Raw genomic sequence first — 16,177 nt, 5'->3', positions numbered from 1 at the left:
GCCGGGACCTCGGTGACCCGGCCCCCGGACAGGACGGCTCAGCCCTTGATCGCGCCCTGCATGATGCCGCCCACGATCTGCTTGCCGAACAGCAGGAACGCGATCAGCAGCGGCAGGGTGCCGAGCAGCGCGCCCGCCATGATGATCGCCTGGTCCGGTACATACCCGGTGCCGAGCGCGTTCAGGGCGACCTGCACGGTCGGGTTCTGCTGGTTCAGGGCGATGATCGGCCACAGGAAGTCGTTCCAGGCGAACACGAAGGTCAGCAGGCCGAGCACCGCCATCGCGGGCCGGGCCGCCGGGAACACCACGTGCCAGACGATCCGGAGGCTGCTCGCCCCGTCCACCCGCGCCGCCTCGATCAGCTCGGTCGGCAGCGCCTGCACCAGGTACTGCCGCATGAAGAACGTGCCGAACGCGGTCACCAGGCTCGGCAGGATCACCGTCTGGAGCTGGTTGGACCAGCCGAGGTCGCTCATCCACAGGTACAGCGGGACGACGGCGAGCTGCGGCGGGATCATCATCGTGCCGATGGTCAGCAGCAACAGCAGCCCGGAGAACCGGAACCGCAGTTTGGCGAAGGCGAAACCGGCCAGCGTGGAGAACACCACCGTACTGACCGTGATCGCGCCCGCGACGACCACCGAGTTGAGCATCGCGACGCCGAGCCCGGCCTGGTCCCAGGCGGCCTGAAGGTTCTTGAACAGGTTGCCGCCGAACCACAGCGGCGGCGGGGCCTGGGCGAGCCGCCGGTCGGTGCGCGAGGCCGCGATCGCCGTCCACACCAGCGGCGCCAGCGAGACCAGCGCGAACACGGTCAGCGCCACGTACGTCACCGGACCGGCGTGCAACTGCTTGCCCGCGCCCGTGGCCCGGCGCCGTCCGGTGCGTGCCTTGGGAAGAACGAGGTCACCGGTGGTCATCGGACCTCCTCAGCCAGCGGGTCAGCAGCAGGTTGACGGCGGCGACGATCAGCAGGACCAGGAACATCGTCCACGCGATCGCGGACGCCTTGCCGAGGTTGCCGATGATCCAGCCCTGGTCGTACATGTAGAGCCCGAGCGTCTGGTATTGGTGCTCCGAGCCGCCCTTGGAACCGCTGACCCCGCCGAACAGCAGGGGCTCACCGAAGAGTTGAGTGGCCCCGATGGTCGAGACGACGATCGTGAACAGCACGGTGGGCCGCAGCTGCGGGATCGTCACGTGCCAGAACTGCTGGCGCCGGTTGGCGCCGTCGAGCGCGGCGGACTCGTACAGGTCCGCCGGGATGGCCTGCATCGCGGCCAGGTAGATCAGCGCGTTGTAGCCGGTCCAGCGCCAGATCACGATGCTCGACACCGCGAACCGCGATCCCCAGTCGGATTCACGCCAGTTGACCGGGTCGACACCGATGAAGTGGAGAATCCAGTTCACCATGCCGCCGTCCCACGAGTACAGCAGCGTGAACACCAGCGTCGCCGCCGCCACCGAGGTCGCGTACGGGGTCAGCATCACCACGCGCCACACGGTCGAGCCGCGCAGCTTGTAGTTGAGCATGTGGGCCAGCCAGAGCGCCGCCATCAGCTGCGGGACCGTCGAGATCACGCCGATGGTGAAGGTGTTCCGCAGCGCGTTCCAGAAGAAGTCCGAGGACAGCAGGTTCCGGTAGTTGGCCAGGCCCGCCCAGCTCTGCTGGTCGAGCGCGGACAACTGCACGTCGTGCAGCGAGTACCAGACCGTGTACAGCAGCGGGACCAGGGTGAACACACCGAACAGCACGAAGAAGGGGGTCACGAACGCGTACGGCGACGCCTTCGTGTCCCAGCGGTACAGCCGGCTGCGCCAGGAGGGGGCGCCGTCCGGCGCACCGCGACCCCGAGCGCCCCGGACCGCGCCCGGCGGGATGCCGGGCGCGGTCTCGGCGCTCGACGCGGGATGCGCGAGAGCCTCTTTGGAGGTCACTGGCCGAGCACGTCCTTGATCTCCTTGGACGCGGCGTCCCAGCCCTGCGCCGGGGACTTGCCCTTCTGCTCGACCTGGAGGATGCCGATGTCACTGATCGCGCCGTCGATCGGCTTGTCCTTCGGGCCCAGCGGCTGGGCCGGGATGGTCTTCGCCGCGTCGGAGAAGATCTGGGTGAGCGGCGCGCCGGAGAAGTACGCGGTGGTGTCCGCCTGCGGCTTCAGGCCCGCGTACGCCGACGGGGTGGAGGGGAAGCTGGCCTGCTTGGCGAAGACCTTGCCCTGCTGCTCCGGCGCGGTCAGCCACTTGGCCAGCGCGACGGCCTCCTTCTGGTGCTTGCTCGAGGTCGGCACGCCGAGGAAGGAGCCGCCCCAGTTGGACGCGGTCGGCGCCGCCGCCACGTCCCACTTGCCCTTGCCGGAGTCGCCGGCCTTCTCACCGATGTAGCCGAGCATCCAGGCGGGGCAGGCCACCGTGGCGAAGGAGCCGTTGGCGAAGCCCTTGTCCCAGGTGGGGTCGAACTGCTTCAGCTTGGCCGACATGTCGCTGGTCGCCACGCTCATCGCGTCGTCCCAGGCGTCCTTCACGCCGGCGGACTTGTCCCAGACGACCTTGCCGTCCTTGTCGTAGTTCCGCTCGGTGGCACCGCCGAGGGAGGCGTTGTACACCGAGGACGCCGAGTCGACGTACTTGGTGCCCTTGGGCGCCTTCTTCATGTACTGCTTGCCGAGGTCGACGTACTTGGACCAGTCGCCCTTCCACTGCTCGGCGAGCTTGGTGCGGTCGGTGGGCAGACCGGCCTTGGCGAACAGGTCCTTGCGGTAGCAGACCGCCATCGGGCCGATGTCGGTGCCGAGGCCGATGATCTTGCCGTCCTGGGTGGTGGCCTGCGCGGTCTTCCAGTCCAGCCACTGGGACTTGTCGACGTCCTTGCCGATGTCGACGAACTTGGCGGCCTGCGTCTGCACGGCCTCCGTGATGTTGCCGACCTCGATGGCCTGGATGTCGTCGGCGCCCGAACCGGCCTGGAGGCGGGTGAGCACCTTCGGCCAGTACACGTCTGTACGAGTGGTGACGTTCTCCTTGATGTTGATGTCCGGGTGCAGCTTCATGTACTCGTCGTACAGACCGGCCTGCTGGTAGCCGAAGACCCCGAAGGTGCCGACCGTCAGCGTGATGTTGCCCTTGCCGTCGCCGCCGCCCGCGTCCGACGAGCCGTCGTCCGAGTCGCTGGCGCAGCCCGCCAGCAGACCCGTGGCCAGCGCGGCCGTGACCGCCATGGCCACCGTGCCGCGCGACCTGCGGATGCTCGTACGCATTGCGTCCTCCTGTTGCCTGACGTGCCGACCCCCCGGCCAACTGCATGGAAATCGCGTGGATCTGGGCCCGTTCGTACTCGCTGCGGCTCGGGCGGGGAACGTGCGGGTTGTGTAGGTGTCAGGTAGTGTGGGAGCGCTCCCACATGTGATGGGTTGAAGAGTCGTCCGTTCGGGACGGGGTGTCAAGGGAGTGCGCACGGCCAACGCGGTTCAGTTATAGGGCTGTTAACCGGCCACTGGTTTTGGTGCGGACGGCTTGGGCCACTGTTGGACCAGTACGCGGAGAGAGGCGGAGGCCATGACGAGCCACGGAGTGCGGGGCGGCCGAGGCGGCGGGCGGCCGACGCTCGAGGAGGTGGCCGCGCGGGCCGGGGTCGGCCGGGGCACGGTCTCCCGCGTCATCAACGGCTCCCCGCGGGTCAGCGACACCACCCGCGCGGCCGTGGAGGCGGCGGTCGCGGAACTCGGGTACGTCCCCAACACCGCGGCCCGCGCCCTCGCGGCCAACCGCACCGACTCCATCGCGCTGGTCGTGCCGGAGCCGGAGACCCGCTTCTTCGCCGAGCCGTACTTCTCCGACATGCTGCGTGGGGTGGGCGCCGAACTGGCCGACACCGAGTGGCAGTTGCTGCTGATCTTCGCGGGCAGCGACCGTAAGCGGCAGCGGCTCGCGGACTACCTCTCCGCCCACCGCGTCGACGGCGTCCTCCTGGTCTCCGTGCACGCCGACGACCCGCTGCCCGACCTGCTGGACCGGCTGGAGATCCCGGCCGTGATCAGCGGCCCCCGGTCGGCGGGGGAGACCCTCACCTCGGTCGACTCCGACAACTACGGCGGCGGCCGCTCCGCCGTCGAGCACCTCCTCGCCCGCGGTCGCCGCCGCATCGCCCACATCACCGGCCGCCCCGACGTCTACGGCGCCCAGCGCCGCGTCGACGGCTACCGCGACGCGCTGCGGGACGCGGGCCTGGAGGTCGACGAACTCCTCGTCGAACCGGGCGACTTCACCGAGGACGGCGGCCGCCGCGCCATGACCGCCCTGCTCTCCCGCCGCCCCGACCTGGACGCGGTGTTCGCCGCCTCCGACGTCACCGCGGCGGGCGCCCGCCGGGCCCTCCGCGAGGCGGGCCGCCGCATCCCCTCCGACGTCGCCCTGGTCGGCTACGACGACTCCGCCATCGCCCGCCACATGGACCCTCCGCTGACCAGCGTCCGGCAGCCCATAGAGGAGATGGGCCGCGCGATGATCGACCTCCTCCTCTCCGAGATCGCGGACCGGCGACCGGCGGGGACGCGGGGGCTGGAGCGGCGGCATGCGGTGCTGGCCACGGAGTTGGTGGGGCGGGAGTCGTCGTAGGGACGTCTCCCGGGGCTACGGCTTCTCCGGGACGGATCAGTTCCCGGAAGCGGCCTGTGCGAGGAGGCCGTCGACGAGGGCGCGGAGCGCCTCCGGGTAGGTGTCCTGGGCCGCCAGCTCCGGCCAGCGGTCGCCGACTTCGGAGAGGTGGGGCAGCCGTCCGCTGTCGATACCGCTGAAGAAGTCTGCCTCTTGGGTGAGTTGGGTGCTTTCCGGTCGCCGGTGGGCGGAGCGCGCGCGGACCAGGATCTCGCCCGCCGTGTAGTACCAGATGCTCCGGAAGACGCCGACGGCCTGGTCGAGGGTGCACCCGCAGCCGACGGCCCCGGCCACGATCGTCTCGACCGCTTGCAGGGACGCCGGCCCGAGCCGGGCGAGGAAGCCGTCCACGGTGAGGATCTCGGCCGCCCACGGCCAGGCGGCGAGGGAGTCGTGGATCGCGGTGGCCGCCGCGATGATCCGCTCGCGCGGCTCGGCGGGGAGGTCGGGGCGCAGGGTCTGGTCGACGTGCTCGTTGAGGAGCTGGACCAGCAGATCTTCCCGGTCCCGGACGTGGTGGTACAGCGTCGTCGTCCCGATGCCGATGTCCGCCGCCAGCCTGCGCACGGTCAGCTTCTCCCAGCCGTCCCGCTCGATGACGCGGCGGGCCGCGGCCAGGATCTCGGCACGGGAGGTGGCCGGGGGGCGGCCGGTGCGGCCGGACGATGTGTTGCTTCGAGGCACCGCTCCATCATGCCGTTCTTCGCTTCTCGCTCGACAGGGGAGGTCGTGCGGGGTACTTTCGGAACACGTTCCGAAACTTCGGGAGTCGCGTTTCCGACGGCAGGGAGGGGCTTGTGATGGAGACAGTCGTGGAGTCGGAGGGGGCGGACCCGGCCGTCGACGCGGGCGTCCGGCCGGGGCTCACCCTGGCCGCGGTGGCCGTCGTGCAGTTCATGGTGTCGCTCGACCTGTCGGTGGTGAACGTCGGCCTGCCCGAGATCGGCGCGGGGCTGGGTTTCAGCGCGGTGGGTCTGACCTGGGTGATCCACGCGTACGCGCTCACCTTCGGCGGGCTGCTCCTGCTGGGCGGGAAGACGGCTGACCGCTACGGCCGCAAGGCGGTGCTGCTGACCGGGCTCGCCCTGTTCGGCCTCGCCTCCCTCGTGGGCGGCCTCGCCCAGTCCCCCGCACAACTGGTCGCCGCCCGCGCCGCCCAGGGCATCGGAGCGGCCGCCCTCTCCCCGGCCGCGCTGGCCCTGCTGACCACGACCTTCCCCTCCGGTCGCGCCCGCGTACGGGCCTTCGGCGTGTGGAGCGCGGTGAACGCGGCGGGCGGTGCTCTCGGCGTCCTGATCGGAGGCGTGCTCACGCAGTACGCGGGCTGGCGCTGGGTGATGTTCGTGAACGTGCCGATGGCGGTGGGGGCGCTGCTGCTGTCGTGGCGGGGAGTCGGCGCGGACCGGCGGATTCGTGGCGGACGCCCCGACATCCTCGGCGCCGCCCTCGTCACGTCGGGGATGCTGCTCCTGGTGTTCGGCGTCGTCCGCACCGACCGGTACGGGTGGGGTTCGCCGGTGACGCTGACGACTCTCACGGCCGCCGTGGCCCTGCTGGTCGCCTTCGTCCAGGTCGAACGGACCACCCGCCGCGAACCGCTCGTCCGGCTGGGCCTGTTCACCAACCGCTCGGTCCTCGGGTCCAACGCCTTCAACCTGTTGGCCGGTGCCGCGATGGCCTCCGCCTTCTACTTCATCTCCCTCTACCTGCAACACGTCCTGGGCCACGGCGCCGCCCGCACCGGCGTGGAGTTCCTCCCGCTGGCCCTCGGTGTGATCACCGGCTCGGTCCTGGCGGTCAAGCTCGGCTACCGGGTACCGCCCCGGACCCTCCTCGTCATCGGCGGCACCCTGACGGCCGCGGGCTTCGCCTGGGCGAGCCTGATCACCACGGACGGCTCCTTCACCGCCGACATCCTCGGCCCGGCGATCCTCGCGGGCATCGGCTTCGGCTTCTGTCTCGCCCCCGTGGTCTCCCTGGCCACAGAGGGCGTGGTGTCCCACGAGGCCGGCACCGCCTCCGGTCTGCTGAACAGCTCCCGCCAGATCGGCGCGTCCCTCGGCCTGACGGCCCTGGTCACGACTGCCACCCACCGCACGGGGCACGTGGTCACACCTCAGAGCCTGACGGAGGGATACGCGCTGGGGCTGCGGCTGGGGGCGGGATTGCTGGCGGCGGGGGTCGTGGTGGCGGTGACGGTGCTGCGGGGACGGCGCAGTCCACGCGCGACTGACGGGACCTGACGGTGAGGTCCTTGACCTGTACGCGGTCGCGGCTCCCGGAGACCGGCCGCACGAAAAGGGTCAGTGACCTGCCCGACCGGGTGCGCGCCCTGCCTGATGACGAGTCCCGGGCGAATCTTCACCTGCGGCTCGTACCCGTCGCGGCTCAGGGTGGTCTCCCCTTCCGGCGTGACGCCGTTCGGCTGCCGTCGTCGTCGGTACCGGTGCGGTGCTCGACACCAGGCCGGACAACGTGGACCAGGATGTGGCCCTTCCGGTCACGAGGTGGCCGCCTGGCACGTCGTCGGCGTGGACGGCGCCGACCCGTGTGACGAGCGTCGCGTCCGTGAAGGCGGCCCTCATCCAGGCCCTGGTTCGCCGAGCCGTCCACACAGGTCCAGCCGCCCGCGTCCGCGGTGTACCAAGGTGGGGCGCTTCGGCGGCGAGGCCAGCCGCGTACGGTTTCCAGTCCACCTGCGTCGGTCGACTCCTTGTAGCTCATCGGTGAGCGCCTTGTGCGAGGCGTCGCTGCCCGGGTGGATCGTGGCTATGCCGTCCAGCTCGTCCAGCCCGAGGCGACGGATGCAGACGGACTTGAGCCGACCGCCCTCGATGAAGACGGGTGACGCGCCGACTTGCACACGATGGGGGTGTGGGGCCCGACTGGCGAAGTTCTCAACCGTCCGAGCGGTTGGTGGTCAGCATCACCGGTATAGGTAACCCGTTGATCGTCTTCTCCGGAACCTCCCTAGGATCTCCGTGATGACACACGACCCCCTCGACCTCGCGACGATCACACCGGAGATGGCTGCGCAGGTTCGCAGGTGGCGATGCGACGAGGAGTACTCCTGGCGCGCCGTGGCACAGGCCGCCTGCGAGCTGTGGGGTTCCGAATGGGGCAGCAACCAGATCTTCGGCCGGGACCTCTGCGTGGCCGCGGCGAGGCTGCTGGGCGAGAACCCCTCCCAGGACCCCTGGAACTGACGCTCGTCGGACGGGCCTTCGGGGAGAACACCGAGGATCTTCACCGACGCCTTCGCGCGAGGACGCACTGCTCGCGATGACGGTAGGCGTCCGGAGCGACGCCGGTGCCGGACTCGACGGGTACGACGTCGTAGGGCTCGCCGGGCTGGAAGCAGTGGCCACAGCGGGCGCAGGCGGGGGTGATGCAGGACGGTGGCGGCTCGGCTTCGATGTTCACTGCCGTCCCTCCTGGCCCGTTCGCGCGCGTTCTGCCCGCTCGTCGGTGCAGGGGCGGCAGGCGCGCGGGAACCAGCGCTGGAGGCTGGTCAGTTGGCCGAAGTCGAGGAAGGCGGTCTCGGTGGTGAGCCGCGTGTCGCACCAGACGCAGGTGCGGCCCCGCAGGTGGTCGTCGGACAGGGTGTGGGGTGGGGGAAGTTCCTGAACGAGAGCGTTCAGTGCCTCTGCGTGGGCCGTGTGTTCCTGCCCCAACTTCTTTCTGCCACAGGCGATGAGCGCCAGCACTTCCTCGGCGCGGCACAGGTGGTGCCGACGGCGGGGCGGGGTCACCCAGAACGAGCCGGGCGGTCCGACGACGGTGAGGTCGGGCACCCCGAGGTACGTGCCGTGGCTGAGGAGTTGGGTTTCCGGGTCGCCGGGCCAGTCGTCCTGATGGGGGACCAGGGCCCAGTAGGTGGCGCCGAGGGTTCGCACGTCGTGGATGACGGGACCGTCGAGGGCGTCGCTCACCGCCAGGCTCCCGACGGCGGCATGGACGAGGTCGCCGGGGATGCGGACGGCATCGAAACGGGAACCGAGCGGGAGCAGCGCGAGTCCGCACCGAGCCCACTCGCGTCGTGCCTGCCCGGGGGACGCGTGCGAGCCGGCCAGCCAGTCCCGGACGGCGTCGGGGGGATCACTTCGGGAGGGGAGAGTGACGGGCGGGGTGACGCGGCCGCAGTGCACACGGAGCTCTCTCGGAGTCGGTAGTCCCCGGTGACGCCAGAGAGGTGGCATGCGGTGCGGCGAGCGGTGTGCATATTTGTGCGTGACCATCACTCTCCCGTGTGTAATCGGGCCGGGGTGGAAGCCGAGCCCGGAACTGCAAGCGGAATGCGCCGCGTTGGAGTTGCCCGGACACGCGGTCGGCATTCCCGAGCATGAGGCCGTGATTCGTGTCCCCGCACGCATGGTGCCGATGATCAGGGAGGCTTGTGATGTCGTCGAACGTGCCGCCGGTCGAGTTCACTGACCTTCTTGCGTCCGCACAACGCTCCGCCGTCCACCTGGAGATGCGCGACTCCTACGCCGTCGACTATGAGCGCGGACCGTTCGCCGAGTGGCGTGAGGGATTCCGGTACGACCCCGCCGACCGCCTGTCCTGATGGCGGCCGTGGCTGGACCTGGTGCGGGACACCGTGACCCGAGGGGGCGTCGTCCGGCGGGCCCGGATCGTCTCGGAGCCGGTGAGCGAGTACACCCGCTTCCTCTACGACAGCACCTTCACCAATGTGGCCGCCGGAGAGCAGGTGCGCTGGCTCCCGCGTCGCCGGACCGGTGCGATCGCTCTGCCCGCCAACGACTTCTGGGTCATCGACGGTCAGGTGGTCCGCTGGAACCACTTCACAGGAGCGGGCGCGTCCGCGGGCGGGGAGGTCACCGACGACCCCACGGCGGCGAAGCTGTGCGGTGAAGCCTTCGACACGGTCTGGGCGCGAGCCGTTCCGCACGACCAGTACGAGATCCGCTGAGCCGGCACGCACCGGACGGCCCGGCGGAGCTGGACCAGCCGTCGGCGGATGACGTCAGACGGCGGCGTCCTCATGCGTGAGATGACCGCCGGTCAGATGCCAGAGACGTTCGTGAGGGGTCAGGTGCCAGGTCTCACCGGCTTGGATTCCGAGCGTGATCCAGTCGCGGAGCTGGGGGAGGGCCCGGTCTCGGAGGATGGTGCGGGTGGTGGCTCGGGCCGGGGTGGGGACCATGGGGACGTCTATGCGGAAGCCGACCGCGTCCGGGTGCGTGTCGCGGCCATAGTTCCGGAAGAGCGGTGGCACCCAGGCCGCGCCCAGGACGATGGTCCCGGCGTCGCGCCCCGTGAGGAACCGTGTCTCCGTGACGTGGGTCATCAGGGGGCCCAGGGACTCGGTGAGGTCGGTCGAGGTCAGTGGCCAGGAGTAGCCGCGGGGCAGCCTGCGGTTTCGTGCGGACATGACACGCAGGATCGCAGAGGGGATCGTGGCGCGGAAACGACTGAGGGGCCGATCCGTCGAAACGGATCGGCCCCTCAGTCGATCAGGGTGAGTGACGGGACTTGAACCCGCGACTTCCTGGACCACAACCAGGTGCTCTACCAGCTGAGCTACACCCACCACGACCGGCGGTGGAACTTGTCGTTTCCCCGACCGGCCGAGAAGAAGTCTACAGGGTCTTGAGGGGTGCTCGCGCACACGTTTCCGTGCACGCGTTCCCAGGGGGCTACGAAGGCGGCAGGACGTACTTCGCGGCGATCGACTTCGCCGTGTCGGAGTCCGGGCCGGGCTGCGGGACGAAGACCGCCTCGCGGTAGTAGCGCAGCTCGGCGATGGACTCGCGGATGTCGGCCAGCGCCCGGTGGTTGCCGTTCTTGTCCGGGCTGTTGAAGTAGGCCCGCGGGTACCAGCGCCGGGCCAGCTCCTTGATCGAGGACACGTCGACGATCCGGTAGTGGAGGTGGGACTCCAGCGTCGGCATGTCGCGCAGCAGGAAGCCGCGGTCGGTGCCGACGGAGTTGCCGCACAGCGGGGCCTTGCCCGGCTCCTTGACGTGCTCACGGATGTACGCGAGCACCTGCTCCTCGGCGTCGGCCAGCGTCGTGCCCCCGGCCAGCTCCTCCAGCAGCCCGGACGCGGTGTGCATCTGGCGCACCACCTCCGGCATCGTCTCCAGCGCGGAGTCCGGCGGGCGGATGACGATGTCCACCCCTTCGCCGAGCACGTTCAGCTCGGAGTCGGTGACGAGGGCGGCCACCTCGATGAGCGCGTCGTCGGACAGCGAGAGGCCGGTCATCTCGCAGTCGATCCACACCATGCGATCGTTCATGTGTCTCACCTTAAGGGGACCCACAGCCACCTGGACCCGCGCGTACACACGCGGAAGGGGGTGGGAGAGGCCGAGCCCCTCCCACCCCCTCACTCGCGTGCTCCTCAGCCGCCCCCGCGCGGCCCCGGCAGCAGGCTCACCGCGCCCGCCGTGTGCCGACGGCTCTGCAGCGGAACCCCGCCGTCCCGGTCCGGGTGCAGGACCGAGGGGACCGGGGCCACCGGGCCATGGCCGGGCAGACCCGACGACCCCTGCGGCACCCCGTGCTGCGCGAACTGCTGCTCCTGCTCCACCGGCCGCTCACTCTGCGGCCTGCGGGCCCGGTAGGCGGCCCGATAGGTCGCCGGGGACGAGCCCAGCTGGCGGCGGAAGTGCCCGCGCAGCGCGACCGGGGAGCGGAAGCCGCAGCGGCCCGCGACCTCGTCCACCGAGTAGTCGGAGGTCTCCAGCAGCCGCTGCGCCTGCAGCACCCGCTGGGTGATCAGCCACTGCAGCGGCGCGCTGCCGGTGAGCGAGCGGAACCTGCGGTCGAACGTACGGCGGCTCATGTAGGCGCGTGCCGCCAGCGTCTCCACGTCGAACTGCTCGTGGAGGTGTTCCAGCGCCCAGGCGACGACCTCGGCCAGCGGGTCGGCGCCGATCTCCTCCGGTAAAGACCGATCGAGGTAGCGCTCCTGACCGCCGCTGCGGCGGGGCGGCACCACCAGGCGACGGGCCAGCGCACCGGCGGCCTCGTTGCCGTGGTCCGTCCGCACGATGTGCAGACACAGGTCGATCCCGGCGGCCGTACCGGCCGAGGTGAGCACGTCGCCGTCGTCGACGAACAGCTCACGCGGATCGACGTGCACCGACGGATAGCGCTTGGCCAGCGTCGGCGCGTACATCCAGTGGGTGGTGGCCGGGCGGCCGTCCAGCAGGCCGGCCGCGGCCAGGACGAACGCCCCGGTGCACAGGCCGACGATGCGGGCCCCCTCCTCGTGCGCCCGGCGCAGCGCGTCGAGCGCCTCCTCCGGTGGCGGCGAGGTGATCGAGCGCCAGGCCGGTACGACGACCGTCCCCGCGCGGGAGATCGCCTCCAGGCCATGCGGCGCGGTGAGTTCCAGGCCCCCTGTGGTCCGCAGCGGGCCGTCCTCGCCCCCGCACACCAGCAGTCGGTATCGCGGCACTCCGGCGTCCTGGCGGTCGATCCCGAACACCGAAAGCGGTATGGAACTCTCGAAGATGGGGCCGCCGCTGAACAGCAGCACCGCGACGATCTCCTTGCGGCGTCGCCCGGCGAGTTTCCGGACGGTGGCTTCCGGCGCGGCGGTGGAGTCGTGGCTCATACTGCTAAGCCCCCCTCGGTGGTCGCGGCTCCCTTTACGCTTCGGGTCTGTCGCTCCTGCACGTTTCCCCTCGGTCCTGCACGAGTCCCCCGCCGTAAGACATCAAGATCGAAATCTACTGGCTCCCGCGGTCTGCCGGTGGCCAGTTCCACACGCGGTGCATTGTCGACATGACAACTTGGCGTGAAGCATTCGATCACGAAGGGTTGCACTCGTGGGGCGTGCAGGGAAGTACGCCTCTGCGGGGTGGCTAAACCGCATAGGGTGCGACGGGTCGAACGACCCCTGTTTGTGCAGGTGGAACGGGGGTTGAGGGGTGGTTGGGACCCCTCCGGAGCGATATTAGGAACTTGGCTGAAAACCAACGTTCGAGGGTGTGGAAACCGGTCAGTCGACCGGTGTACTGGCTCTCGTGTGATCTGCGACTCCCCGCGCGGCCCCGCGCAGCGAGCGCACCAGCAGCGACCGGCAGACAGCGGTGGCCCCGGCCAGTCCCAGCCCCGCCCCCACGGCGGCCGTCGGCGCCGTCCCGCACCACAGCAGGACCACCGGTACCAGCACGCTGCTGAACACCGCCCAGCGGATCACCTCGCGCGCGGCGTCCGTGCCGGGCGGCGGGCCGGGCCGAGGGCCGGGCGCGGAGCGCGGTACGGGGCGGGGTGCGGGCATCTGCGGGCTCCCTGGGGGCGGCGGTTCAGGGGGTTCAACGCGCGGACGGCCGGACGGTCACCCCGGGGGCGACAGGTCCCGGCAAACCGCCTGTACGGGGCAGCGACCATTGCGTAAGGGGCGCCGCTCGTGCATGCTCCCTGGAACCCCTCGGGTCGTCCCGGAGGGCCGCTCACGGAGCGTGTGCGCGAACTGCGACTGGGAGGCGTGCCGCCGTACCCTTGGGGGTATGGGCAGGGGAAGACGTTTCCCGGACACAGCTCCGCCGCACGATGTCCCCCTCCATACAAGGATCACGACGCCGAGACAGCCATGGCCGGTCACGAATTCTTCGAACCCGCGGACCGCAAGCGGCCGGTAGCCGAACCCACGGCGGCCGAGCCCCTGGCGGCGGAAGAGTCACGCCCATCCTGCGATCCCGCCTTCCGGCACGGAGTGGTCGTCGGCTTCGACGGCTCCACCTCCAGCGAGCGCGCCCTCGCCTACGCCGTCGGCATGGCCCACCGTTCCGGTTCGGGTCTGATCATCGTCCATGTGGCCAACCGGCTGCCCACCACGGTCTGGGCCGGGTGCGAGCCGCCCGTCTTCGTGGACGTCCCGGACCATCGCACCGAAGTGCTCGGTCTGGAGCTGGCCTGCGCCGACCACTTGAGCGAGGTGCCGTGGATTCTCGTGGAGCGCGGCGGCGACATCTGCCATGAACTGGAGGAGGTCGGGCGGGAGTACGAGGCGGACGCGATCGTCGTCGGCTCCACGCACGGCATCGCCGGGCGGATCTTCGGCTCGGTGGCGGGACGGCTCACCAAGCGGGCCCGGCGGCCCGTCATCGTGATTCCCTGAGCCTCAACTTCCCCTGCTTTCACGCCACTTCGCGCTCCGTGAAGCTACTCGCGCGTAGGGGTGTCCCCCTTCTCCGCGCCGGGCATACAACAGCCGACGCCGCAGGTGAGTCGTGCTGTCGGCCGGTGGGTGACGGCCACCGGCCCGGGCACAGCGGCAAAGAAACGGACCCCCACGACGGCTCGCGCGAGGGTCCGTTTCTCTGTATCCGGGGGAGGACTACTCCACCGTCACCGACTTCGCCAGGTTGCGCGGCTTGTCGATGTCACGGCCCAGGACCTTCGCCGCGTGGTACGCGAGGAGCTGGAGCGGGATGCCCATGAGGATCGGGTCCAGCTCGTCCTCGTTCTTCGGGACGACGATCGTCTGGTCGGCCTTCTCCTGCTCGCGGTGCGCGACGGCGAGGATCTTGCCGCTGCGGGCCTTGATCTCCTCCAGCGCGGCGCGGTTCTTCTCCAGCAGGTCGTCGTCCGGGACGATGGCGACCGTCGGCAGGGCGGGCTCGATCAGGGCCAGCGGGCCGTGCTTCAGCTCGGAGGCGGGGTACGCCTCGGCGTGGATGTAGGTGATCTCCTTGAGCTTCAGGGAAGCCTCACGGGCGACCGGGTAGCCCCGGACACGGCCGATGAAGAGCATCGAGCGGCTCTCCGCGTACTCCTCGGCCAGCTCGCGGACCTGCTCCTCCTGCTTGAGGATCTCGGCGATCTGGCCGGGCAGCTTGCGCAGGCCCTCGATGATCCGCTTGCCGTCACGCACCGACAGGTCACGGGTGCGGCCCAGGTGCAGGGCGAGCAGCGCGAAGGCGACCGTGGTGTTGGTGAAGCACTTGGTGGAGACCACGCACACCTCGGGACCGGCGTGCACGTAGATGCCGCCGTCGGCCTCGCGGGCGATGGCCGAACCGACCACGTTGACCACACCGAGGACGCGGGCGCCCTTCCGCTTCAGCTCCTGCACGGCGGCCAGCACGTCGTACGTCTCACCGGACTGGGAGACCGCGACGTACAGGGTGTCGGGGTCGACGACCGCGTTGCGGTAGCGGAACTCGGACGCCGGCTCGGCGTCGGCGGGGATGCGGGCCAGCTCCTCGATCATCTGGGCGCCGATCATGCCCGCGTGGTACGAGGTGCCGCAGCCGAGGATCTTCACGCGACGGATGCGGCGGGCCTCACGGGCGTCCAGGTTGAGGCCGCCCAGGTGCACGGTGGAGAAGCGGTCGTCGATGCGGCCGCGCAGCACGCGGTCCACGGCGTCGGCCTGCTCGTGGATCTCCTTGTGCATGTAGGTGTCGTGGCCGCCCATGTCGTAGGAGGCGGCCTCCCACTCCACGGTGGTGGGCTCGGCGCTGGTGCGGGTGCCCTCGGTGGTGTAGGTGCGGAAGTCGTCGGCCTTCAGGGTGGCCATCTCGCCGTCGTCCAGGGTGACGATCTGGCGGGTGTGGGCGACCAGGGCGGCGATGTCCGAGGCGACGAACATCTCCTTCTCGCCGATGCCGAGGACGACCGGGGAGCCGTTGCGGGCCACCACGATGCGGTCGGGGAAGTCGGCGTGCATCACGGCGATGCCGTAGGTGCCCTCGACGGCGCGGAGCGCCTCGCGGACCTTGTCCTCGAGCTTCTCGGCCTCGGAGCGGGCGACCAGGTGGACGAGGACCTCGGTGTCGGTGTCGGAGAGGAACTCGACGCCGTCCGCCTCCAGCTTGCGGCGCAGGTCGGAGGCGTTGTCGATGATGCCGTTGTGGACGACGGCGACCTTGTCGTCGGCCGACATGTGCGGGTGGGCGTTCACGTCGGAGGGCGCGCCGTGGGTGGCCCAGCGGGTGTGGGCGATACCGGTGGTGCCCTTGAAGCGCGCGGGGACCTTGGCCTCCAGGTCACGCACCCGGCCCTTGGCCTTGACCATCTTCAGGGCAGGCGTCTTGGGGGAGCTGACGACGACACCCGCCGAGTCGTAACCCCGGTACTCCAGGCGCTGGAGACCCTCCAGCAGCAGGGGAGCGACGTCCCGCTTACCGATGTATCCGACAATCCCGCACATGTAAAAGCTCCCTCACCCTGGCTTGTCAGCCGTAGACCATGCGGCGCAGCTGCCTGAGCGTGAGCTCCGGCGGTGCCACCGCGCGGTATTTCAGGTCCGCATCGATCCGTTCGAAGATCGCCGCGTTCTGCAGGCCCTGGGCCTGCAGTTCTCGGTGTCGACGACGGACGTAGTCCTGGGTCGTCTCGTCGAAGAAGGCGAGCACGTCCTGTATCACTCGCAGCGCCTCGCCCCGGCTGAGCGGGGTGGAGCGCGTCAAATGATCGACAAGTTCCTCGTGCACCCGGTAGATCTTCGGGTACGGACGCCGGTTTCGCAAGAATCGTGCCCGATTCCGGGCAAGCGCTTGTTGGTGTGCTCATGGGGCGCTGTTCGCCCGGAGTCCAC

General features: G+C 70.1%; 17 protein-coding genes, 1 tRNA gene and 1 pseudogene. 6 read left to right on the top strand and 13 right to left on the bottom strand.

The genetic code is table 11. The features are described 5' to 3' along the window. Positions 1-38: 38 nt before the first annotated feature. Genes ACIPPM_RS11760 through ACIPPM_RS11750 form a run of 3 tightly spaced genes read right to left on the bottom strand, consistent with a single transcriptional unit; the run spans position 39 to position 3,260 of the window. A complete protein-coding gene (locus tag ACIPPM_RS11760) occupies positions 39-923 on the bottom strand; it encodes a carbohydrate ABC transporter permease (RefSeq protein WP_401445982.1) in 885 nt (294 codons plus the stop codon). Further along, positions 910-1,941, bottom strand: a complete 1,032-nt coding sequence (locus tag ACIPPM_RS11755; protein WP_401445980.1) for a carbohydrate ABC transporter permease — start codon at positions 1,939-1,941, stop codon at positions 910-912. Before ACIPPM_RS11755 ends, ACIPPM_RS11760 begins: the two co-directional genes overlap by 14 nt. Then, positions 1,938-3,260: an ABC transporter substrate-binding protein gene (locus tag ACIPPM_RS11750; RefSeq protein WP_401445977.1), complete on the bottom strand. Its 1,323-nt coding sequence runs from the start codon at positions 3,258-3,260 to the stop codon at positions 1,938-1,940. The genes ACIPPM_RS11755 and ACIPPM_RS11750 overlap by 4 nt, the downstream gene beginning before the upstream one ends. Before the next feature lie 298 nt (positions 3,261-3,558). Here ACIPPM_RS11750 and ACIPPM_RS11745 point away from each other — a divergent pair, with 298 nt between their 5' ends. Further along, positions 3,559-4,617, top strand: coding sequence for a LacI family DNA-binding transcriptional regulator (locus ACIPPM_RS11745; RefSeq protein ID WP_401445974.1), 1,059 nt, complete (start codon positions 3,559-3,561; stop codon positions 4,615-4,617). 36 nt (positions 4,618-4,653) lie between these two features. On the opposite strand, the gene ACIPPM_RS11740 is transcribed toward ACIPPM_RS11745, so the two are convergent. Then, the gene (locus ACIPPM_RS11740; protein WP_401445972.1) at positions 4,654-5,340 is read right to left on the bottom strand and encodes a TetR/AcrR family transcriptional regulator; all 687 of its coding nucleotides are present in this window, start codon (positions 5,338-5,340) and stop codon (positions 4,654-4,656) included. A 116-nt stretch (positions 5,341-5,456) separates the two neighbouring features. Between ACIPPM_RS11740 and ACIPPM_RS11735 the strand changes: the two genes are divergently transcribed. Then, positions 5,457-6,899: an MFS transporter gene (locus ACIPPM_RS11735; protein ID WP_401445970.1), complete on the top strand. Its 1,443-nt coding sequence runs from the start codon at positions 5,457-5,459 to the stop codon at positions 6,897-6,899. 741 nt (positions 6,900-7,640) lie between these two features. Beyond that, positions 7,641-7,862 carry a hypothetical protein gene (locus ACIPPM_RS11730; protein WP_401445968.1) on the top strand — a complete coding sequence of 74 codons (222 nt, stop codon included), beginning with the start codon at positions 7,641-7,643 and terminating at the stop codon, positions 7,860-7,862. Positions 7,863-7,902: 40 nt separating this feature from the next. Here ACIPPM_RS11730 and ACIPPM_RS11725 read toward each other — a convergent pair whose 3' ends face one another. Further along, positions 7,903-8,079: a hypothetical protein gene (locus tag ACIPPM_RS11725; protein WP_401445965.1), complete on the bottom strand. Its 177-nt coding sequence runs from the start codon at positions 8,077-8,079 to the stop codon at positions 7,903-7,905. Then, entirely contained in the window at positions 8,076-8,588 is a 513-nt protein-coding gene (locus tag ACIPPM_RS11720; protein ID WP_401445963.1) for a hypothetical protein, read from the bottom strand. The genes ACIPPM_RS11725 and ACIPPM_RS11720 overlap by 4 nt, the downstream gene beginning before the upstream one ends. A 292-nt stretch (positions 8,589-8,880) precedes the next feature. Here ACIPPM_RS11720 and ACIPPM_RS11715 point away from each other — a divergent pair, with 292 nt between their 5' ends. Together ACIPPM_RS11715 and ACIPPM_RS11710 are read left to right on the top strand one after the other, a co-directional pair. Next, a complete protein-coding gene (locus ACIPPM_RS11715; RefSeq protein ID WP_401445961.1) occupies positions 8,881-9,090 on the top strand; it encodes a hypothetical protein in 210 nt (69 codons plus the stop codon). Beyond that, positions 9,056-9,589, top strand: a pseudogene (locus ACIPPM_RS11710) (DUF6879 family protein). Before ACIPPM_RS11715 ends, ACIPPM_RS11710 begins: the two are co-directional and overlap by 35 nt. Positions 9,590-9,643: 54 nt before the next feature. On the opposite strand, the gene ACIPPM_RS11705 reads toward ACIPPM_RS11710, so the two are convergent. The 5 genes from ACIPPM_RS11705 to ACIPPM_RS11685 all read right to left on the bottom strand — a co-directional run bounded on the left by ACIPPM_RS11705 (position 9,644) and on the right by ACIPPM_RS11685 (position 12,913). Continuing rightward, positions 9,644-10,051, bottom strand: coding sequence for a hypothetical protein (locus ACIPPM_RS11705; protein ID WP_401445959.1), 408 nt, complete (start codon positions 10,049-10,051; stop codon positions 9,644-9,646). An 86-nt stretch (positions 10,052-10,137) separates the two neighbouring features. Then, positions 10,138-10,210 (bottom strand) — tRNA-His (locus ACIPPM_RS11700). 106 nt (positions 10,211-10,316) lie between these two features. Then, complete coding sequence (gene orn / locus ACIPPM_RS11695) at positions 10,317-10,919, bottom strand: oligoribonuclease (RefSeq protein WP_393596766.1); 603 nt, start codon at positions 10,917-10,919, stop codon at positions 10,317-10,319. 104 nt (positions 10,920-11,023) lie between these two features. Further along, positions 11,024-12,244 (bottom strand): GlxA family transcriptional regulator, encoded by a 1,221-nt coding sequence (locus tag ACIPPM_RS11690; protein ID WP_401445956.1) that lies wholly within the window; start codon positions 12,242-12,244, stop codon positions 11,024-11,026. A 387-nt stretch (positions 12,245-12,631) separates the two neighbouring features. Further along, entirely contained in the window at positions 12,632-12,913 is a 282-nt protein-coding gene (locus ACIPPM_RS11685) for a hypothetical protein (RefSeq protein WP_401445953.1), read from the bottom strand. A gap of 312 nt (positions 12,914-13,225) precedes the next feature. Between ACIPPM_RS11685 and ACIPPM_RS11680 the strand changes: the two genes are divergently transcribed. Then, positions 13,226-13,753, top strand: a complete 528-nt coding sequence (locus ACIPPM_RS11680; protein WP_388993983.1) for a universal stress protein — start codon at positions 13,226-13,228, stop codon at positions 13,751-13,753. Positions 13,754-13,972: 219 nt separating this feature from the next. On the opposite strand, the gene glmS is transcribed toward ACIPPM_RS11680, so the two are convergent. Beyond that, positions 13,973-15,790: a glutamine--fructose-6-phosphate transaminase (isomerizing) gene (glmS, locus tag ACIPPM_RS11675; protein WP_401445950.1), complete on the bottom strand. Its 1,818-nt coding sequence runs from the start codon at positions 15,788-15,790 to the stop codon at positions 13,973-13,975. A 25-nt stretch (positions 15,791-15,815) separates the two neighbouring features. After that, positions 15,816-16,073, bottom strand: a complete 258-nt coding sequence (locus ACIPPM_RS11670; RefSeq protein WP_030816599.1) for a hypothetical protein — start codon at positions 16,071-16,073, stop codon at positions 15,816-15,818. Between the last annotated feature and the right edge of the window lie 104 nt (positions 16,074-16,177).

The sequence above is a fragment of the Streptomyces sp. NPDC090119 genome, assembly GCF_044747085.1.
Lineage (GTDB): Bacteria > Actinomycetota > Actinomycetes > Streptomycetales > Streptomycetaceae > Streptomyces.
The sequence above is the reverse complement of the archived record's forward strand: the minus strand, read 5'-3'. Positions and strand labels throughout refer to the sequence as shown.

Coding starts and splice junctions, on each gene's coding strand:
- ACIPPM_RS11705 (WP_401445959.1), bottom strand. CDS start 10,051: ATGTCCGCACGAAACCGCAGGCTGCCCCGCGGCTACTCCTGGCCACTG.
- ACIPPM_RS11690 (WP_401445956.1), bottom strand. CDS start 12,244: ATGAGCCACGACTCCACCGCCGCGCCGGAAGCCACCGTCCGGAAACTC.
- ACIPPM_RS11745 (WP_401445974.1), top strand. CDS start 3,559: ATGACGAGCCACGGAGTGCGGGGCGGCCGAGGCGGCGGGCGGCCGACG.
- orn (WP_393596766.1), bottom strand. CDS start 10,919: ATGAACGATCGCATGGTGTGGATCGACTGCGAGATGACCGGCCTCTCG.
- ACIPPM_RS11680 (WP_388993983.1), top strand. CDS start 13,226: ATGGCCGGTCACGAATTCTTCGAACCCGCGGACCGCAAGCGGCCGGTA.
- ACIPPM_RS11750 (WP_401445977.1), bottom strand. CDS start 3,260: ATGCGTACGAGCATCCGCAGGTCGCGCGGCACGGTGGCCATGGCGGTC.
- ACIPPM_RS11685 (WP_401445953.1), bottom strand. CDS start 12,913: ATGCCCGCACCCCGCCCCGTACCGCGCTCCGCGCCCGGCCCTCGGCCC.
- glmS (WP_401445950.1), bottom strand. CDS start 15,790: ATGTGCGGGATTGTCGGATACATCGGTAAGCGGGACGTCGCTCCCCTG.
- ACIPPM_RS11735 (WP_401445970.1), top strand. CDS start 5,457: ATGGAGACAGTCGTGGAGTCGGAGGGGGCGGACCCGGCCGTCGACGCG.
- ACIPPM_RS11730 (WP_401445968.1), top strand. CDS start 7,641: ATGACACACGACCCCCTCGACCTCGCGACGATCACACCGGAGATGGCT.
- ACIPPM_RS11760 (WP_401445982.1), bottom strand. CDS start 923: ATGACCACCGGTGACCTCGTTCTTCCCAAGGCACGCACCGGACGGCGC.